The 16,179-nt window shown below is 73.9% G+C and carries 14 protein-coding genes and 1 pseudogene; 8 read left to right on the top strand and 7 right to left on the bottom strand.

The window, feature by feature from the left end; all coding sequences use genetic code 11:
* Positions 1 to 105: 105 nt before the first annotated feature.
* Positions 106 to 525: a hypothetical protein gene (locus ACIGA3_RS17265; protein ID WP_399716013.1), complete on the bottom strand. Its 420-nt coding sequence runs from the start codon at positions 523 to 525 to the stop codon at positions 106 to 108.
* 132 nt (positions 526 to 657) lie between these two features.
* Positions 658 to 1,344 (bottom strand): DUF6445 family protein, encoded by a 687-nt coding sequence (locus ACIGA3_RS17270; protein WP_399716015.1) that lies wholly within the window; start codon positions 1,342 to 1,344, stop codon positions 658 to 660.
* Positions 1,345 to 1,623: 279 nt separating this feature from the next.
* Here ACIGA3_RS17270 and ACIGA3_RS17275 point away from each other — a divergent pair, with 279 nt between their 5' ends.
* The gene (locus ACIGA3_RS17275; RefSeq protein ID WP_399716017.1) at positions 1,624 to 2,370 is read left to right on the top strand and encodes a DUF4142 domain-containing protein; all 747 of its coding nucleotides are present in this window, start codon (positions 1,624 to 1,626) and stop codon (positions 2,368 to 2,370) included.
* Here the strand turns inward: ACIGA3_RS17275 and ACIGA3_RS17280 are convergent.
* Entirely contained in the window at positions 2,367 to 4,013 is a 1,647-nt protein-coding gene (locus ACIGA3_RS17280) for a glycoside hydrolase family 13 protein (RefSeq protein WP_399716019.1), read from the bottom strand. The two genes, ACIGA3_RS17275 and ACIGA3_RS17280, sit on opposite strands and share 4 nt — an antisense overlap.
* Before the next feature lie 76 nt (positions 4,014 to 4,089).
* The gene (locus tag ACIGA3_RS17285; RefSeq protein WP_399716022.1) at positions 4,090 to 5,055 is read right to left on the bottom strand and encodes a nucleoside hydrolase; all 966 of its coding nucleotides are present in this window, start codon (positions 5,053 to 5,055) and stop codon (positions 4,090 to 4,092) included.
* A gap of 183 nt (positions 5,056 to 5,238) precedes the next feature.
* Here ACIGA3_RS17285 and ACIGA3_RS17290 point away from each other — a divergent pair, with 183 nt between their 5' ends.
* Positions 5,239 to 6,027: a hypothetical protein gene (locus ACIGA3_RS17290; protein ID WP_399716025.1), complete on the top strand. Its 789-nt coding sequence runs from the start codon at positions 5,239 to 5,241 to the stop codon at positions 6,025 to 6,027.
* Between the two features lie 27 nt (positions 6,028 to 6,054).
* Here ACIGA3_RS17290 and ACIGA3_RS17295 read toward each other — a convergent pair whose 3' ends face one another.
* A complete protein-coding gene (locus ACIGA3_RS17295) occupies positions 6,055 to 7,398 on the bottom strand; it encodes a tetratricopeptide repeat protein (protein ID WP_399716028.1) in 1,344 nt (447 codons plus the stop codon).
* Between the two features lie 110 nt (positions 7,399 to 7,508).
* On the opposite strand from ACIGA3_RS17295, the gene ACIGA3_RS17300 reads away from it, so the two are divergent.
* The 3 genes and pseudogenes from ACIGA3_RS17300 to ACIGA3_RS17310 form a co-directional block, all read left to right on the top strand.
* Entirely contained in the window at positions 7,509 to 7,712 is a 204-nt protein-coding gene (locus ACIGA3_RS17300; protein WP_399716031.1) for a hypothetical protein, read from the top strand.
* A gap of 317 nt (positions 7,713 to 8,029) precedes the next feature.
* Positions 8,030 to 9,577, top strand: a complete 1,548-nt coding sequence (locus tag ACIGA3_RS17305; RefSeq protein WP_399716034.1) for an LCP family protein — start codon at positions 8,030 to 8,032, stop codon at positions 9,575 to 9,577.
* A gap of 44 nt (positions 9,578 to 9,621) precedes the next feature.
* Positions 9,622 to 9,897, top strand: a pseudogene (locus ACIGA3_RS17310) (SUMF1/EgtB/PvdO family nonheme iron enzyme); the annotation flags it as partial.
* 44 nt (positions 9,898 to 9,941) lie between these two features.
* Here ACIGA3_RS17310 and ACIGA3_RS17315 read toward each other — a convergent pair.
* The gene (locus ACIGA3_RS17315; RefSeq protein ID WP_399716037.1) at positions 9,942 to 10,991 is read right to left on the bottom strand and encodes a hypothetical protein; all 1,050 of its coding nucleotides are present in this window, start codon (positions 10,989 to 10,991) and stop codon (positions 9,942 to 9,944) included.
* A 77-nt stretch (positions 10,992 to 11,068) separates the two neighbouring features.
* Positions 11,069 to 12,253, bottom strand: a complete 1,185-nt coding sequence (locus tag ACIGA3_RS17320; protein ID WP_399716666.1) for a PP2C family protein-serine/threonine phosphatase — start codon at positions 12,251 to 12,253, stop codon at positions 11,069 to 11,071.
* Between the two features lie 210 nt (positions 12,254 to 12,463).
* Between ACIGA3_RS17320 and ACIGA3_RS17325 the strand changes: the two genes are divergently transcribed.
* From ACIGA3_RS17325 to ACIGA3_RS17335, 3 genes are all read left to right on the top strand, one after another.
* Positions 12,464 to 12,931: a hypothetical protein gene (locus ACIGA3_RS17325; protein ID WP_399716039.1), complete on the top strand. Its 468-nt coding sequence runs from the start codon at positions 12,464 to 12,466 to the stop codon at positions 12,929 to 12,931.
* 67 nt (positions 12,932 to 12,998) lie between these two features.
* Positions 12,999 to 13,919: a hypothetical protein gene (locus ACIGA3_RS17330; protein WP_399716042.1), complete on the top strand. Its 921-nt coding sequence runs from the start codon at positions 12,999 to 13,001 to the stop codon at positions 13,917 to 13,919.
* Between the two features lie 253 nt (positions 13,920 to 14,172).
* Complete coding sequence (locus ACIGA3_RS17335; protein ID WP_399716044.1) at positions 14,173 to 16,110, top strand: FUSC family protein; 1,938 nt, start codon at positions 14,173 to 14,175, stop codon at positions 16,108 to 16,110.
* Positions 16,111 to 16,179: the final 69 nt, after the last annotated feature.

A 16,179-nucleotide genomic window follows, 5' to 3' on the forward strand; every position in this document is an offset into this window, starting at 1 on the left:
CCCTCAAGGGGAGTCGCCCGAGCCGGCAGGGACCGTTGCGGGCATGAGGAGGCCGGTGCCGCGCGGGAGAGCGTCGCGGCACCGGCCCGTGCTGGGATGCGGCGGTCAGACCGCCGTACGGCGGTCCGGGTGCCAGGTCGCCAGCGCCCAGATGATGAAGAAGTCGATGCCGATCAGGATCAGCGACCAGATCGGGGCGTACGGCAGGAACAGGAACTGAAGGATCAGGCCCGCGGAGGTCAGCACGATGCCGACCACCCGCGCCCAGGCGGCGCCCATCAGCACGCCCGCGCCGGTCGCCACCACGAGCACGCCGGCCGCCAGCAGGATCCAGCCCCAGCCGGTCAGGTCGATCTTGTAGACGTAGGCGTTGATACGGGCGTACACGTCGTCCGCGGCGATCGCCGAGATGCCCTGGAAGATGTGGAGGATGCCGTTCACCAGCATCAGCACACCCGCGAAGACCGCGCCTCCCTCGGCCAGCCCGTTGTGTGCGGGCCGTGCCGACTGCGTCTGCTGGGTCATGGCTGTTACCTCCGACGTCTCGTCCCCCATGAACCCCAGGTGGGGTCGTAGGTACGACGATCCGGCGCGCGGCGCCCGGCTACCACGGGGGCTAGGCCATACGGGTGAGGCCACGCATCGGCGCAGGGCGGCTCAGGCCATCCAGAAGAAGACCGCCGTCATCCGCTTCTCCTCCAGCGTGCGGCCGGTGTAGGCGGTCGCGCTGTGCACCAGGTTGGCGTTGTAGAGCAGCAGGCGGCCCGCGCGGTGCGGGACGCGGACGTCCTCCTCGAAGGCGTCGGGGGCGACGAAGCGGGTGCCGAGGGCGTCGACCAGGTTGTTGTGCGGGGCCTGGACGACATTGCCGCCGAGCCGGCCGCCGGGCAGCGACTGACGGTAGAAGCTGGTGCCGCAGGACTTGGGCACCGCCGGGTTGAGGTAGAGCACGGCCGCGTACCGGCACAGCGCGCGGGAGTCGGTGTGCGGGCGGGGCTCGCTCTCGCCCTCGCCGACGACCTGGACGCAGTTGTGGTTGAGGGTGCCGCCGCCGGGCGCCCGCTGCACCCACAGCTCCTTCGCGCCGGTCGCTTTCTTCACCAGCCGCTCCACACGGGCCAGTTCACCGGGTTCGAGGCCGGGCATCGCGCGCAGTCCGGGCCAGGTCTCGGAGGTGTACGGGTAGCCCTTGGCCCAGTCCTCCTTGGCGAGGCACCGCTCACGCACCGCGCCGGTGTCGGGCAGGGCGTCGTCCAGCACCCAGTAGTCACGGCCCTCGGTGGGCTTCCGGTAGGGAAGTACGTGAAGAGCGACGGGAGTTCTGGGCGGTGGCAGTGGGGGCATGCGGCGAAATCTAGGCCGGTGACCTGGGACGCTTCGCCCGAGGAAGGGTCAACCTCTGGCCAACGTCCTCTCATACACTGGTTGTTCGCGGGTCAAGGGCGCCCGCGCGGCACACCCCGGGAAACCGGCGCGGAATCTTTACGGCGGACATCGAGACGAATCGGCTCCGCGTCCGTACTGCTGTGTGTCTGAACCGCCTGTCGGCGGAACCACGACCGGGCAGGAGGAACAGTGCGCTTTTCGCGGAACGCGACGGGAACTCTCTTCGTGGGCGGTGCCATGGCACTGACCCTCGCGGCGCTGGCCTACCCGGGCATGCTCGGGCTGGACACCGTCTCCACTTCGCAGACCCGCATCATCGCCAACACCCAGTGGGGTCCGCTCACCGAGCAGGACCGGGACTTCGTGGTGAAGGTGCGCGCGGCCGGGCTGTGGGAGTACCCGCTCGGGCAGATCGGGCTCCAGAAGGGCGCCTCCCCGGGGGTCAAGGAGGCCAGCAAGCACCTGGTCGACGGGCACGCGGCGCTGGACGCCTCCTGCCGCAAGATCGCGCCGATGCTGAACATCACGATCCCCAACGTGGCGAGCCCCCAGCAGGAGGGGTTCGTGACCCAGTTGAAGGGCGAGACCGGCAAGGCGTTCGACACCGACTTCGCCAACATCCTGCGGATGACGCACGGTTCGATCTTCAACGCCATCGCGAAGATCCGGTCCACCACCAAGAACTCGCTGATCCGCTCGCTGGCCGACCAGGCCAACGACACCGTGCTCGACCACATGACGGTGATGGAGAAGACCGGTCTGGTCGACTTCGACCAGACCATCTTCCAGCAGACCACCCCGCCGAAGCTGCCCACGGACAACCTGACGCCGCCCGCGCCGGACCCCGGTCAGCCGCAGGTCGTGCTCACGCCGCCGCCGAACGCCACCTCCACCCCGCTGGCCATTCCCGGCGTCACCGGCTCGAACAGCACCCGCGAGGACTCCACCCCCGCCGAGCCGAACCCCAGCCCGACGATCGGCTAGCCGAGCCAGACCGTGGTGTCCGGCGGGAGTACGTCCGGTTCGGTCAACGGCACGCTGGACAGCAGGAGTTCGCCCGCCGGGCGGACGACGGGCTCGGCGGTGAGGTTGGTCAGGCAGCGCCAGCCGGGGGCGCGGGTGAAGTCCAGGACGCCGGGCGGCGTGCCGGGCGTCCAGGTCAGCTCCTCCCCCTGGAGCAGCTTGCGGCGCAGCCGCAGCGCGGTGCGGTACAGCTCCAGCGTGGAACCCCCGGTGCCGGCCTGCGCCCGCACGGCGTACCGGGCGAAGGACTCCGGCTGCGGCAGCCAGGCCGGTCCCGGCCCGAAGCCGTACGAGGGTCCCGTCGTCGTCCATGGCAGGGGCACCCGGCTGCCGTCCCGGCCCTTACGGGTGTGCCCCGACTGTTCCCAGACCGGGTCGCGCAGTGCCTCGGCGGGCAGGTCGGCGACCTCGGGCAGGCCCAGCTCCTCGCCCTGGTAGAGGTAGGCCGAGCCGGGCAGCGCCAGCATGAGCAGGGTCGCGGCGCGGGCCCGGTGCAGCCCTGCTTCGGGGTCGGTCTCGGGGTCGGTGCCGCCCGAGCGCAGCCAGGCGTCCAGGTCGGTGCCGGGCGGCAGGACCAGCCGGGAGGCGTGCCGGACCACGTCGTGGTTGGACAGCACCCAGGTGGCCGAGGCGCCGACGGTGTGCGCCTCCGCGAGGGAGGCGGTGATGGCGCGGCGCAGCCGGTCCGCGTCCCAGCCGGTCTCCAGGTACTCGAAGTTGAACGCCTGGCCGAGTTCGTCCGGGCGGGCGTACAGGGCGCGCCGGGTGTCCGGGACCCAGGCTTCGGCGACGGCGGTGCGGGGCGGGTCGTAGGCGTCCAGGAGGGTGCGCCAGTCGCGGTAGATGTCGTGGACCTCGTCCCGGTCCCAGTAGGGGTGGCTGCCGGGGGCGACGCGGGGCAGGGCCTCCTCGCCGGTGGCGCCGATGCCGCCGACGTCCCGTAGGGGTTCGGTGAGGTCCTTGGCCAGGCCGTGGGCGACGTCCACGCGGAAGCCGTCCACACCCCGGTCGGACCAGAAGCGCAGGGTGGTGCGGAAGTCCTCGCGTACCTCGGGGTGCGACCAGTCCAGGTCGGGCTGCTCGGGGGCGAACAGGTGGAGGTACCAGTCGCCGTCCGGGACGCGTTGCCAGGCGCTGCCGCCGAACACGGACTGCCAGTCGGTGGGCGGGAGTTCGCCGTACCGGCCCCGGCCGGGGCGGAAGACGTAGCGGGCGCGGGCCGCCGAGCCCGGCGCGGACAGCAGGGCCCGCTGGAACCAGGGGTGGCGGTGCGAGGTGTGGTTGGGGACGAGGTCCACGATGACCTTCAGGCCCAGCCGGTGCGCCTCCGCGACCAGGGCGTCGAAGTCGGCCAGGGTGCCCAGGCGCGGGTCGACGCCCCGGTGGTCGGCGACGTCGTAGCCGCCGTCGGCCAGTTCGGAGGGGTAGAAGGGGCTGAGCCAGAGGGCGTCGACGCCGAGCGTGGCCAGGTGGTCCAGGCGGTCGGTGACGCCCGCGAGGTCGCCCAGGCCGTCGCCGTCGGCGTCCGCGAAGCTGCGGGGATAGACCTGGTAGATGACGGCCTGCCGCCACCAGTCGGGGTTCCTGGACGAGAGGTCCGCCATGCGGGCTCCGTTCGTACGGTTCACCTAGGGGTGTCGACAGAAAGCTGTCCAGGCCGCCCGGCGCGGGAAACCTGGGTCAGGGCCGCTGCACCGTCTTCAGATACAGGTCCACGTACCGGGCCACGTCGACGTCCAGCGCCACGTCCACCAGGGGTCGCGCGCGGGCGCCCCCGTGGATCTCGGACTCGCCGGGGCGGTGGCGGCGGTCGACGACGGTCTGGCCGCGGGCCGGGCCGGGGGCGAGGCTGACCTCGACCGGGAGCGGGCGGGTGGTGAGCCCGGCCGGGTCGGCGACCGCGCAGACCGCGCCCGCGTCGCCCAGGCCGCCCGCCTCCTCGTCGTCCGGGGTGGTGCCGGGGGCGCTGGGTCGGTGGGACAGCAGGTCTCCGGCGAGCCTGGCGCCCGGCTCGTCGCTGGCGCGCAGGCGGCGCACCTCGGTGCCGGGGACGACGACCCGGGTGAACACGTCCAGCCCGTACATCGTGATCGGCACGTCCGCCGTGAGCAGGATCGCGGCCGCCTCCGGGTCGTGCCAGACGTTGAACTCCGCGACCGGGGTGGCGTTGCCGACGCCGACCGCGCCGCCCATGAACACGATCCGCTCGATGTTGCGCGTCACCTCCGGGTGGGTGCGCAGCAGCAGGGCGATGTTGGTCAGGGGCGCGGTGGGGATCAGGGTCACCGGGCGCGGGGAGGCGAGGATCTCCCGGTACAGCAGGGTGACGGCGTCCACGGCGGCCGGGGCGCGGGTGGGGGCGGGCAGGCCGAGGTCGGCCATGCCGTCATGGCCGTGCACATGGCGGGCCGGGCGTGCGGGCTCCAGCAGCGGGCGTTCGGCGCCCCTGGCCACCGGGATGTCGGGGGCACCGGCCCGTTCCAGCACGGTGAGGGTGTTGCGGACCACGCCGTCCACGTCGGTGTTCCCGGCCACGCAGGTCACCGCGCGCAGGTCGAGTCCGGGGTGGCGGACGGCGAGGAGCAGGGCCAGGGCGTCGTCGACGCCGGTGTCGCAGTCGATGATCACGGGAACGACGGGCTGCACGGCGGCCTCCTGCCGGCCTGACGGCGTACGGACGCCTCGACCCTAGACGAGCGCCCGGCCGACGGCCCCGGGCCCTCACCCGAACGGACCGGAGCGCTGGTGGGCCGTGATCGCGGGTGGTGCCGTAGGGAGTGCCCGACCTAGGAGCAGGCAGCGGCCGGAACGATCAGGAGGCACCCCCCGATGACCGGAGGCATACGTACCCGCGGCGCCCGTGTCCTCCTGCCGCTGGGCGGGCTGCTCGCGCTGAGCGGCTGCGCGACCCTCGGTCTGGAGCATCCGGCGACCGCGAAGTACCCGCTGCCGACGATCGAGAAGCCCGCGGCCACCTCCAAGGCGGCGCCCAGCGGCAGTTCGGCGCTCACCGACGCGCAGGCACAGGCCGCGCTCGTCACCGAGTCCGACCTCGGCTCCCCCTGGGCCGCGACACAGGGCACCGCGACCTGGCGGGACGGCATGCTGAAGGCAAGGTCGGAGGTGGCGGAGTGCCAGCGGCTGCTGGACGCGCTCTACTCCGACCAGGTGCTCGGCGCCCCCGCCCGCGTGGCCGTCGCCCTGGACGATCCCGGCTCCGAGGCCCAGCTGCGCTACCAGATCGGCGCGCGCCGGCCCGCCGACGTGGACGCCGACCTGAAGTGGCTGAGCGAGATGCCGGCCAAGTGCGCGAGGTTCACGGCGACGACCCAGACGGCCCTGAGCGAGGACGTCCAGGTCTCCGACCTGCCCCTGCCCGAGGTCGGCGACAAACGCCAGGGCCTGCGCCTCACCCTCACCGCCACCGACCCGGAGAACCCCGACGCCGACGAGCAGGTACTCACCCTGGAACTGGCCGCCGTACGCGTGGGCGAGGACGCCTTCGCCCTCACCAACGGCGGGCCGGGCGACGTACCCAACGACGCGACCCAGGCGGCGGTCCAGATCGGCGCGCTGCGGCTGGCGGACGTGCGCAGGCAGGGGCGGGCGCAGGTCTAGGGCGCGCCGCCGGTTGCGAAGGTGCCCTCAGAACGGTGGGGCCGCCGGTGCGGGCCCCAGGGTGGTCGTGCCCGGAGTGGTTCGGTGGCCCAGGCCCGTCCGGTAGGCGTCCAGTGCCGCTTCGGTGCGGCCCGTGCGGCGGAGGAGGTCGCCGAGGAGGCGGCAGAGGTCGGCCAGGTCGCCGGCCGCTCCGGCTCGTTCCAGGAGGCTGAGGGCTCGGACGTAGTGTTCCTCGGCGGAGTCCGTCTCGCGGGCGTCCTCCGCGATGATGCCGAGCAGGCGGTGGGCGGCGGCCGCGTGGACGGCGCCGCGTTCGGAGGAGAAGTCGCCGAGGACACCGTCGAGGAGGGCGGCGGCCTCGGTGGGTCTGCCCCGGCGGTGCAGTACGTCGGCCAGTTCGACCGCGGCCTGGCTGCGGTACAGCGCGGCGCGGGTCTCCGCCAGCATCTCCAGCGCCTGCCGCAACTCCGTCTCGGCGCGCTCCAGTTCGCCCGCCTGGGCGTGCACGTACCCGCGCATCCAGTGGCAGTTGGCGAGTTCGGTGCGCAGCCGCAGCTGACGGTAGAGCCCGGCCGCCTTGGCCAGGGAGGCATCGGCCTCCGCGTGCCGGCCCTCGGCGAGCAGCGTACGGGCGACCGAGCGGTGCATACGGGCGATCAGCGCGGGATCGGCGGCGCGAGGGGCGAGCGCGAGTGCGAACTCGGCGGCCTGGGCGGCACGGGCGTGGGCGCCCATGTCCATGTAGGGGCCGATCACGGCGGTGTAGAGGTGGAGCAGGGCGTCCGGGTCGTGCAGGCCGCCCCTGTTGAGTTCGTCGAGGGCGGTCTCCAACAGGTAGACGGCGTAACGGATTTCCCCGGCCAGGTAGTGCGCCACGGCACGGCCGCGTACGGCGGGTACCCGTACCGGGAGCGTCTCGCCGGACAGCCGCTCCTCCGCCTGCTCGAAGTGGCCCCGTGCCGACTGGAGTTCACCCGTCTCCAGCGCGCATTCGCCAAGTCCCAGCAGCGCGGCGGCCTGTTCGGGTACGAGACCGTGCTGCTCCGCCTCGGCCAGCAGGGCCGCGTACCGCTCCACGGCCTCCTCGGCCCGGCCGTCCGCCAGTACCCGCTGGGCCTCGGTGAGCCGTAGCCGCAGGGCGGTGGCGAGGTGGGCGGGGCGGCCGGAAGCCAGTTCGTCGAAGGTGACGCCGAGCCGCCCGGCGATGTGCCGGAGGGCGTCGTCGGAGGCCCGTACCCGGCCCGCCTCCAGGGTGGAGATGTAGGCGGGGGTGTAGGCGGGCTCGGCCAACTGTCGCTGTGTCATGCCGCGTTCGGCGCGCAGCCGCTGCACACGCCGCCCGACCACCTCCGGCACGTCCCGCTCCGACATCCTCGCGCCTCCCCAACTCCCTTGGTACCCCTTGTCGTTCGGGTCCCACAGCCCTAGGTTAAACGGCGGCTCAAGTCCCCTTGACTCGTCGCTGATGTTGCGAGGTCGCCGTGCCAGGACGCACCCCCGCCCCCGTCGCACGCCCCCATGCACCCGCCCGCACCCGGCCCCGCCCGGCGGGCGCCACCCCGATCGCCAGAGGCGTCGCCGCGGCCGTGGTGGCCGTCGCCGCCCTCGTCACCGCCGCCAACGCGGGCCCCGCCCGCGCCTCGGACACCGCACCGGAGCCGGTCGCCCGGCACGCCCAGCACTGAACCCCCGCCGCACCGAACGACACCCGCCGGTCCCGGCGCGCACCCCGCAACCCCCAACACCCCTGTTGCGCAAGGGGGTTTCCAGAACAAGCACGGGTAAAACCCACCCCAAGCCCGGCCGCCAATCACCCCAAATCCCGCCAATAGACCGGTTGTACGGGAGTGGAATATCTCACCGTCAACAGTTGACAGCGGACCACGCCATTAGGGTGAGCGCGATCCGGCCAGGCCCACGCCCTCGAGCGCACCGCCCGGCCGCTGAACGGGGATCTCTTTTCGGTGGCCGGGGTCGGGGCCAGGGGCGGAAGGCACGGGGGATGACGGGTAGCAGCCTGCGCGCGGAGGAAACCGGGACACCGGACACCGCGACCGAGACCGTGCGGCCGCCCAGGAGACGAGCGCCGCGCGTCCTGCGCTGGACCGCGCTCGCCCTGGCCCTGCTGCTGCTCGGCACGGCCACCGCCGGCTACTTCTACTACCGGCACCTCAACGGCAACCTCGCCAAGGCCCCGCTCGACCTCGGCGACACCCGTCCGCCCTCGGCGACCCCGGACGCGGCGGGCCGTACCCCGCTGAACATCCTGCTGATCGGCTCGGACAGCCGGAACACCGCCGACGACCTCGAACTCGGCGGTTCCAAGGGCGATGTGGGGCGCCCGCCGCTGGCCGACGTACAGATGCTGCTGCATGTGTCGGCGGACCGGAACGACATGTCGGTGATCAGCCTGCCCCGCGACACCATGATCCCGATCCCCCGGTGCACCGACCCCGTCACCAAGAAGGTGTACCCGGAACTGAGCCTGGCGATGGCGAACGAGTCGCTCGGCCGGGGCGGCCCCGGCTGCACGGTCGCCACCTGGATGCGGCTCACCGGCATCCCCGTCGACCACTTCATGATGGTCGACTTCTCCGGTGTGGTCGCCATGGCCGACGCCATCGGGGGCGTCCCGGTCTGCGTTGAGGAGAACGTCTATTCGCACACCGCGAGCGGCCACGGCTCCGGGCTCAAGCTGGAGGCGGGCACCCACCCGGTCAAGGGCAAGCAGGCCCTGCAGTGGCTGCGCACCCGCTACGGCTTCGAGGACGGCACCGACATCGGCCGCACCCACGCCCAGCACATGTACATGAACTCGATGGTCCGCCAGCTGCGCGCCAACGCCCGCCTCGGCAACCCCGCCGAGATGCGCCGGCTCGCGGAGGCGGCGACGAGCGCGCTCACCGTCGACGACGGGCTCGGCACGGTCAAGGAGCTGTACGACCTGTCGATGGAGCTCCAGAAGGTGCCCACCGAGCGGATGACCATGACCACGCTGCCCACCACCCCCTGGGCGCAGGACGGCAACCGCCTGGTGCCCGCCGCCGAGGACGCCGACAAGCTCGTCTCCATGGTCCGCGACGACGTCGCGCTGGACGGACGCGACACCAAGGAGCCGAAGCCGGAGGAGACCGACCCGGCCGCGCCCGCCGCCGACATCGCGGTACGGGTCCAGGGCGGCACCGGCGCGGGCCTGGAGTCCCCCACACCCGACCGCGCCGGGGCCGTCGCCGGGCTCCTGCGCGACCACGGCTTCACCCGGACCACCGCCGACCAGGCGGCCGCCACCGAGCCCGGCACCTCCGTCCTCTACTCCGGCACCACCCTGAGGGGCGACGCCCTGGCGGTGGCCGAGGCGCTGGACATCCCCGCCGCGCGGGTCCGCGAGGTGGACGACGCGAGGGACGTGACCCTCGTCGTGGGCGCCGACTGGCCCTCCGGCGACCGGTTCCCGGAGCCGGAGAAGCGCGAGGTCCCGAAGTCGGCGTCCGTCCTGAGCGGCGCCAGGACGGACGCCTGCATGAAGATCCAGCAGGGCTTCACCTGGTGAACGGGCGGGTCGCCCGGCCAGGATCTCGCTACGATCCTCTGCTCATGGACGTGCTCACGGGATACGAGATGGCCGACATCCCGCCCGGCAGGGTGACGTTGTCGGACCGGCGGACACAACGCAGCTGGCCGGTATAGCTCGCGCCCTGCCAGCTCGCGGCCTGCCCGGTAACCCAGACGCTGTACGCACAGGTCACCGGCCGGCGGCCGAGCACCTCCCTCGGGGGCCGGCTGCCCGTCGAATGCGTCTCCTGGTGGGACGCGGTGCGGTTCTGCAACGCGCTGTCCCGACGCGACGGGCTGCCGCCCGCGTACCGCGTCCCCGATGTCGCACGCTCCGTCGCGCACTGAGCCGCCAAATGACGCTAGTCCCGCTGGAGTTGTTCCAGCCGGTCCCGCACGTCGTCCAGGGCGCCGTCCCGGCGTCCTGGTACGCGCAGCCTCAACTCCACTAGCCGGACGCCGAGTTCGCGGGCCCGTCGCTGGTCCTCGATGCGGCCCCACTGGTGGTGGGCGCGGTCCGCGGCGGACTCCACGGAGGGGGCGTCCGGGGCGTGGCCCGAGGCGAGGCGGAAGCCGGCCACGCCCAGCCAGGCGCGGCAGCTGCGCACCGGGTCGCCCGCGAACATCGCCAGGTCGGCCCGGACCTCCGCCCAGTGCAGGGCGTCCTCGGAGGCGGGACCGTGCTCGCGTACCGCCGCCTCCTGGTGCCGGGCGGCCAGCCGGTCGGCCTCGGCGTGCCGGCCGGCCCGTACGGCGGCGCTCAGCGCGGCGTGCGGATCACCGGCGTCGGGCGCCGTGAGCACCAGGTTCGACGGCAGCTCGCCCGCGATCCGGTCCAGCGCCCGCCGGTGCAGCTCGGCGAGCGGCGGCCGCTGACCGCCCCGCAGCAGCACCGCCACCGCCCGCATGTACGTCGGCTCCGCGACCCTGCGCCGGCCGGGCGGCGGCGCGATCCGGCCGTGCACGACGGCCGTACGGCCCGAGTCCAGCGGCCGTCCGGCCAGGTCCGCCCAGGTCTCGGCGTCCGCGTGCAGGTCCAGCAGCAGCTGCGTGGTCCCGGCCGGGCGCAGCCGCAGCTCGTCCTTGAGCCAGTGCCAGGGCAGCGCGGTGTAGCGGGCGGTGGCCGGGGTGGTGCGGGCCAGCGCCAGATGCGGCAGCCGCTGGCGCCGGTCCAGCAGCAGCTGCCCGGTGACGTACACCGTCAGCGGGCCGGACGCCGCGGCGGCCGCGCGCAGCCGGGACAGCACGCCCTGCGGGTCGAGGGGGTCGGCGAGTTCGACCACGTTCGCCGTGTCGGTGCCCGCCAGTACGGACGGTGCGACGGCGCCCAGCACGGGCAGCACGGCCGCCGCGTCCACCAGGCGGCCGCGGCCCAGCGGCGCGGCCGCGAGCAGCAGCACGGTTCCGGGCATCGCGCCTCCCCCTGTGGTTCGCCGGACAGGTTCGCCGGACAGCCAGCACCGTAACTCCGGGGACGGCCGTGCGGGGCTCAGGACGGCGAAGGTCGCCCGGTCGTGGACGCGGGCCCGGGCTCGGGGCCGGTCTCGGGCTCCGGCAGCCGCCGGACGGCGAAGACGGTGGTGTCGTCGCCGAGCCGGCCGCGGGTGTGCCGCAGCACCCCCTCGCGGACCAGGCGCACCAGCCGCCGGGGAGCGGCCCGCCCGGGATCGGCGGCCACCGCCCGCGACACCTCGCGCAGCAGCGGGTAGTACTCCCCTGCGCGGTCGCGGGCCTCGGTCACGCCGTCCGTCACCATCAGCAGCGTCTCGTCCCTCCCCAGCCGCTCCCGGCAGGCCGGCGCCCCCGTGGGTGCCGCGTCCCCCGTGAGGTCGCCGAAGCCGATCGGCAGCCGCTCCCCGCCGGGCAGCGGGCGCACCCCGCGCGGGCCCACGGCGAGCGGCGGTTCGTGCCCGAAGTTGATCACCTCCACGACGTCCCGGGCGTCCTGGGGGAAGGCGAGCAGCAACGCGGTGGCGAACCGGTCGCCGTCGTACCGGCCGAGCGCGGCGGTGTGCCCGCGGTGGCGGCACATCCGCACCTCCAGCCGGTCGGCGACGGTCACCAGATCGGGCTCGTGGTAGGCCGCCTCCCGGAAGGTGCCGAGCAGCGCGGCCGCCGTCTCCACCGCGCCGAGCCCCTTGCCCTGCACATCCCCGAGGAGCACACGGGTGCCGTGCGGGCTGGGCTGGATGTCGTAGAAGTCGCCGCCCACCCGAGCGTCCATGTCGGCGGCCAGATACACGCCAGCGTGCTCCAGACCGGCCCAGTTCGGCGGCAGCGGGCGCAGCACCGTACGGCGGGTGGTCTCGGCGATGTCCCGCATGTGCAGGCCCTGCCGCTCCCGGCGCACCCGCACCACGGACGCGATCACCGCGAGCGCGCCGCCGAGCGCGAGCAGCACGAAGTCGGCGGTCCCCGCCCGGTACCGCTCGGGGAAGGCGGTGTCCACGGCGAGGTAGGTGACGAGCGACAGCAGGGCGAATGTGATGGTCGCGCCGACCCCGCAGACGGCGGCGGCGATGCTCGGGACCAGGATGATCCAGGAGACGACGCGGAACTTCTCCCCGGTCTGGAAGTCCACCGCCACGATGAGCGCCAGCAGCACCAGCGGCACCAGCCAGGCCGAGCCCCGGTCGAAGATCCGCCGCTGCTCGCGCCGGCCCCGGTACTCCATCTCGGTCACGAGCCCCCTCTCCGTCCCGGGACCGCGCGTAGGCCGCGGCGGGCCGTCGTCCTCGGAAACCTCAGGGGAACACGGACCGATCGCGGCCGCATCCGGGCCCCGTCACCCACCCGGCCGAGTTGCCGGGCCGTCGCCGCAGGTGTGCCCTGGAAGGCGGGGCCGGCGACTCGCGGCCCGAAGCGGCGAGAGAGGAGCGCTCTCATGGCTCACGCGGCACCCGCGCCCGGCGCGCTGCCCCGAGGCGGCCGCAAGGACGCCCCGGCCACGGTCAACCTGCCCCCCGACATCCTCGACGCCCGCACCCACCGCATGGCCAGGGTCGCGGTACCGGTGCTGCTGGCGCTGGTCTACGGCTACTGGGCGGCCGCCAACCGGCGCGGCGGCGGCCCCATCACCGGCTGGAACCTGCTCTTCGGGTTCCTCACCGCCCTGGTGTTCGGGGTCGTGCTCTTCGCCGTGCTGACCGTCGCGCCCCGGCTGCGCCGTGAACTGCACGCGCTGACGTGGGCGGTGTTCATCGGCGTCTCCTTCGGCTTCCTCTACAACCAGGCGGGCGCCTCCCTGGTCCGGTCGGTGGGCATACCACTGCTGGTGGCGGCGGTGACGTTCATCGTGTGCTTCTACCGCTTCTACACCCGCGAGGACGCCGTCGGGCACCGCGTCCACTGAAGGGAGCCGTCCCCCGAACGCACCCCCACCGCTCGCGCCCCGCGGCCGCCGGGACTTGCCTGGAAGCGTGCACCCCCGCCTCAGGAGTGCCCTGTCGGCCACGCTGATCGCCCTGTCCTGCCTCCTCGTGCCCTTCGGCGCGCCGGCGGCCTGGGCGGCGTACACGCTCACCGACACGGGCCGGTACGTCACCACGATGGCACCGCTCGCCGCCGACCCGGCCGTGCGGGACGCCGTCGCGGAGACGGTCGGCGACGGCATCCTGCGCGAGGTGGACCAGCGGGCGGACGTGAGCCCCGTACACGGCTCGGTGGGCCCCTTCGTCCGGGACGCGGTGCGCTCCTTCACCCACACCCGCGCCTTCCGGCTCGCCTGGGACACCGGCAACCGGGTCACCCACGACGCGGTGCTGCGCGCGCTGCGCGAGGACGCCCCGGCGGGCGGCGTCCCGCGCGCCGTCACCGTCGACCTGGCTCCGATCACCGCCCAGGTCAAGGCGCAGCTCGCCGAGGACCACATACCGCTCGCCGCCCGCATCCCGGTCCGCCACACCGAGGTGCCGGTGCTCCCGGCGGGCGAGCTGACCCGGTACCGCAAGGGATTCCACATGCTCGAAGTCGCCGGTCTGTGGCTGCCGGTGGCAGCCGTCGTGTTCGCCGCCGCCGGGATCGCGCTGGCCGTGCGCCGCCGCCGCGCCGTCGTCGCCACCGCGCTGGGCACCGCGCTCGGCGGCGCCCTGCTCGGGCTCGCCCTCACCGCGGGCCGCGCGCTCACCCTGGCCGACCTCCCGGCCGACGTGCCGCACCCGGTCGCGGGCGCGGTCTACGACGCCCTCACCTCCGGCCTGCGTACCGTCTCCTGGCTGCTGCTCTTCCTCGGCCTCGCCGTGGCCCTGACCGCCTGGCTCACCCGCCGCCGCTCGGCCCGCCGACGGGGAGCGGGGACGAAGTCGGCCGGGACAGCCACGCGGACCCGGGCACGGGTCTGAGCACGGTCGACCTCGGGTCGAGCGGGCCGGCCGGCTGCTGCTCTCCGTCGCCCTCGGGTCCAGCGGGCCGGTCGGCTGCTCTCCGTCGCCCTCGCCCTCGCCGTGGCCCTGACCGCCTGGCTCACCCGCCGCCGCTCGGCCCGCCGCAGGGGAGTGCCCGCGCGGACACCGGGTCCGGGTCCGAGCACGGTCAACCTTTCGCTCGAGCGGGCCGGTTGAGAGCCCGCCCGCCCACACCGGACATAATGGGCGCATGCCCCGAGAGTTCCCCATCGGCCTCACCCCGCCCGACTGGCTGGTCCGGAACTTCCGCCCGCAGCAGGCGCCCGTCAACTGGCCCGCCGTCGCGCGGGCCGCCATCGCGATGGCGCTGCCGCTCGCGATCGGGTTCGCGGCCGGGCGGCCCGCGCTCGGCGCGCTGGCGTCCATGGGCGCCCTGAACGGCGTGATCGGCGACACCGCCGACGCCTACCGGATGCGCGTCATCACCATCGCCGTCCCCCAGCTCACCGGCGCCGTCGGCGTCATCCTCGGTCAGCTCGTCTTCGGGCAGGGCTGGTACGCCGTCGCCGTGGTCACCGGGGTCGCGCTGGTCTCCGGGATGATCTCGACCATCGGCGCGGTGGCCTCCGTGTCGGGACTGCTGCTCCTGCTCAACTGCGTGCTCGGCGCCGGGCTCCCGCTGCCCCACCCCTGGTGGCTGGCGCCGCTGCTGATGACCGGGGGCGGGCTGCTGGTGCTGGCCCTCGCCCTGCTGGCGTGGCCGCTGCGGGCCGGGGTGCCCGAGCGGGCGTCGGTGGCGAACACCTACCGCAGGGTGGCCGACCTGCTGGCCGCCTGCTGCGACGAGGACCGTTACATCGGCGCCCGCTTCGACGTCACCCGCTCGCTGAACCAGGCGTACGACCTGATCCTGGGGCACCGCGCCCGGCACCACGGACGCAGCGAGGAACTCACCCGGCTGCTGGCCCAGTTGAACGCCATCACCCCGGTCGTCGAGGCTGCCCCCGCCGTCCACCTCACCGGCCGCCCGCTGCCCCCACAGGTCCCCGAGGCGGTGCGCGAGCTGGCCCACGCGGTCGAGACCGGCGACACGGCCGGCCTGCGCCTGCCGAGACTCCCGCTCGCCCTCACCGAGACCGAACGCGCCGTCGACCATGCCCTGCGGCACACCGCCGAGGTGGTCACCTCACCCTCGGTGGACCCGCGCGGCATCGACGAACGCACCGTCGCCCTCCACGTACGCACCGCCCGCGCCGCCCGGGACGCGGTGCTGTCCGCGGGCTCCTGGCGCTACGGACTCCGCCTCGCGGTCTGCATCGGCATCGCGCAGGCCCTCGTCTCCCTCGTGCCGGTCTCCCGGTCCTACTGGGTCGCGCTGACCATCACCTTCGTCCTCAAGCCCGACTTCGGTTCGGTCTTCTCCCGTGCCCTGCTGCGGGCGCTGGGCACGGTGGTGGGGCTGGTGCTCGCGGCGGCGGTCCTGGCGGAGGTGCCGATCGGCTGGTGGGACGTCCCGGTGATGCTGCTGCTCGCGCCGCTCGTCCCGGCGCTCACCCCGCGCGGCTACGGCTTCCAGACCGCCGCGATCACCCCGGTGATCCTCCTCCTCTCCGACATCCTCAGCCACCAGGGCACCGCCCTGCTGCTGCCCCGGCTGCTGGACTCCCTGCTGGGCTGCGGGATCGCCCTGGTCGCGGGGTACCTGCTCTGGCCGGAGAGCTGGCACACCCGCGTCGGCGACCGGCTCGCGGACGCGGTCGAGGACACGGCGTCCTACGTCGAGACGGCGTTCGGCACCGACCCCGGCCCCGACCCCGCCCGCCGCACCCGGATGCGACGCCGCCTCTACCGCGACCTGTCCACCATCCGGACGGAATTCCAGCGCGCGCTGACCGAACCACCGCCCACCGGACGGCGCGCCGCGGCATGGTGGCCGCTGGTGGTCGCCGTGGAACGGATCGTCGACGCGACAACAGCGGCCCGCGTCCGCGTCCACCACGGCGCGCCGCCTCCGTCCCCGGCCGAGGTGCACCAAGTGGTGCGCCAACTAGGTGAATTGGCGGAGGGCGTCCGCGAGGCCGACACCCTCACCGCCTTCCCCACCCACCTGACCGGCCCGGCGGGCAGTGTGCTGGAACCGGTACGACAAGAAGTGGCGGCCGCGAGAGCCATCGCCACACCACACTGACGGGCCGCTAACCTAACGTGGCCGTCCTGGCCAGGGATCTACGGCGACAACTCTCGCGAAGGGGTGCGC

The sequence above is a fragment of the Streptomyces sp. NPDC085596 genome, assembly GCF_044541565.1.
GTDB lineage: Bacteria > Actinomycetota > Actinomycetes > Streptomycetales > Streptomycetaceae > Streptomyces.

Excerpts from the sequence above, each read along its gene's own strand:
- ACIGA3_RS17280 (WP_399716019.1), bottom strand. The coding sequence starts at position 4,013 with ATGGCGGACCTCTCGTCCAGGAACCCCGACTGGTGGCGGCAGGCCGTC.
- ACIGA3_RS17270 (WP_399716015.1), bottom strand. The coding sequence starts at position 1,344 with ATGCCCCCACTGCCACCGCCCAGAACTCCCGTCGCTCTTCACGTACTT.
- ACIGA3_RS17315 (WP_399716037.1), bottom strand. The coding sequence starts at position 10,991 with ATGCCCGGAACCGTGCTGCTGCTCGCGGCCGCGCCGCTGGGCCGCGGC.
- ACIGA3_RS17305 (WP_399716034.1), top strand. The coding sequence starts at position 8,030 with ATGACGGGTAGCAGCCTGCGCGCGGAGGAAACCGGGACACCGGACACC.
- ACIGA3_RS17325 (WP_399716039.1), top strand. The coding sequence starts at position 12,464 with ATGGCTCACGCGGCACCCGCGCCCGGCGCGCTGCCCCGAGGCGGCCGC.
- ACIGA3_RS17295 (WP_399716028.1), bottom strand. The coding sequence starts at position 7,398 with ATGTCGGAGCGGGACGTGCCGGAGGTGGTCGGGCGGCGTGTGCAGCGG.
- ACIGA3_RS17275 (WP_399716017.1), top strand. The coding sequence starts at position 1,624 with ATGGCACTGACCCTCGCGGCGCTGGCCTACCCGGGCATGCTCGGGCTG.
- ACIGA3_RS17335 (WP_399716044.1), top strand. The coding sequence starts at position 14,173 with ATGCCCCGAGAGTTCCCCATCGGCCTCACCCCGCCCGACTGGCTGGTC.
- ACIGA3_RS17320 (WP_399716666.1), bottom strand. The coding sequence starts at position 12,253 with ATGGAGTACCGGGGCCGGCGCGAGCAGCGGCGGATCTTCGACCGGGGC.
- ACIGA3_RS17290 (WP_399716025.1), top strand. The coding sequence starts at position 5,239 with ATGACCGGAGGCATACGTACCCGCGGCGCCCGTGTCCTCCTGCCGCTG.
- ACIGA3_RS17265 (WP_399716013.1), bottom strand. The coding sequence starts at position 525 with ATGACCCAGCAGACGCAGTCGGCACGGCCCGCACACAACGGGCTGGCC.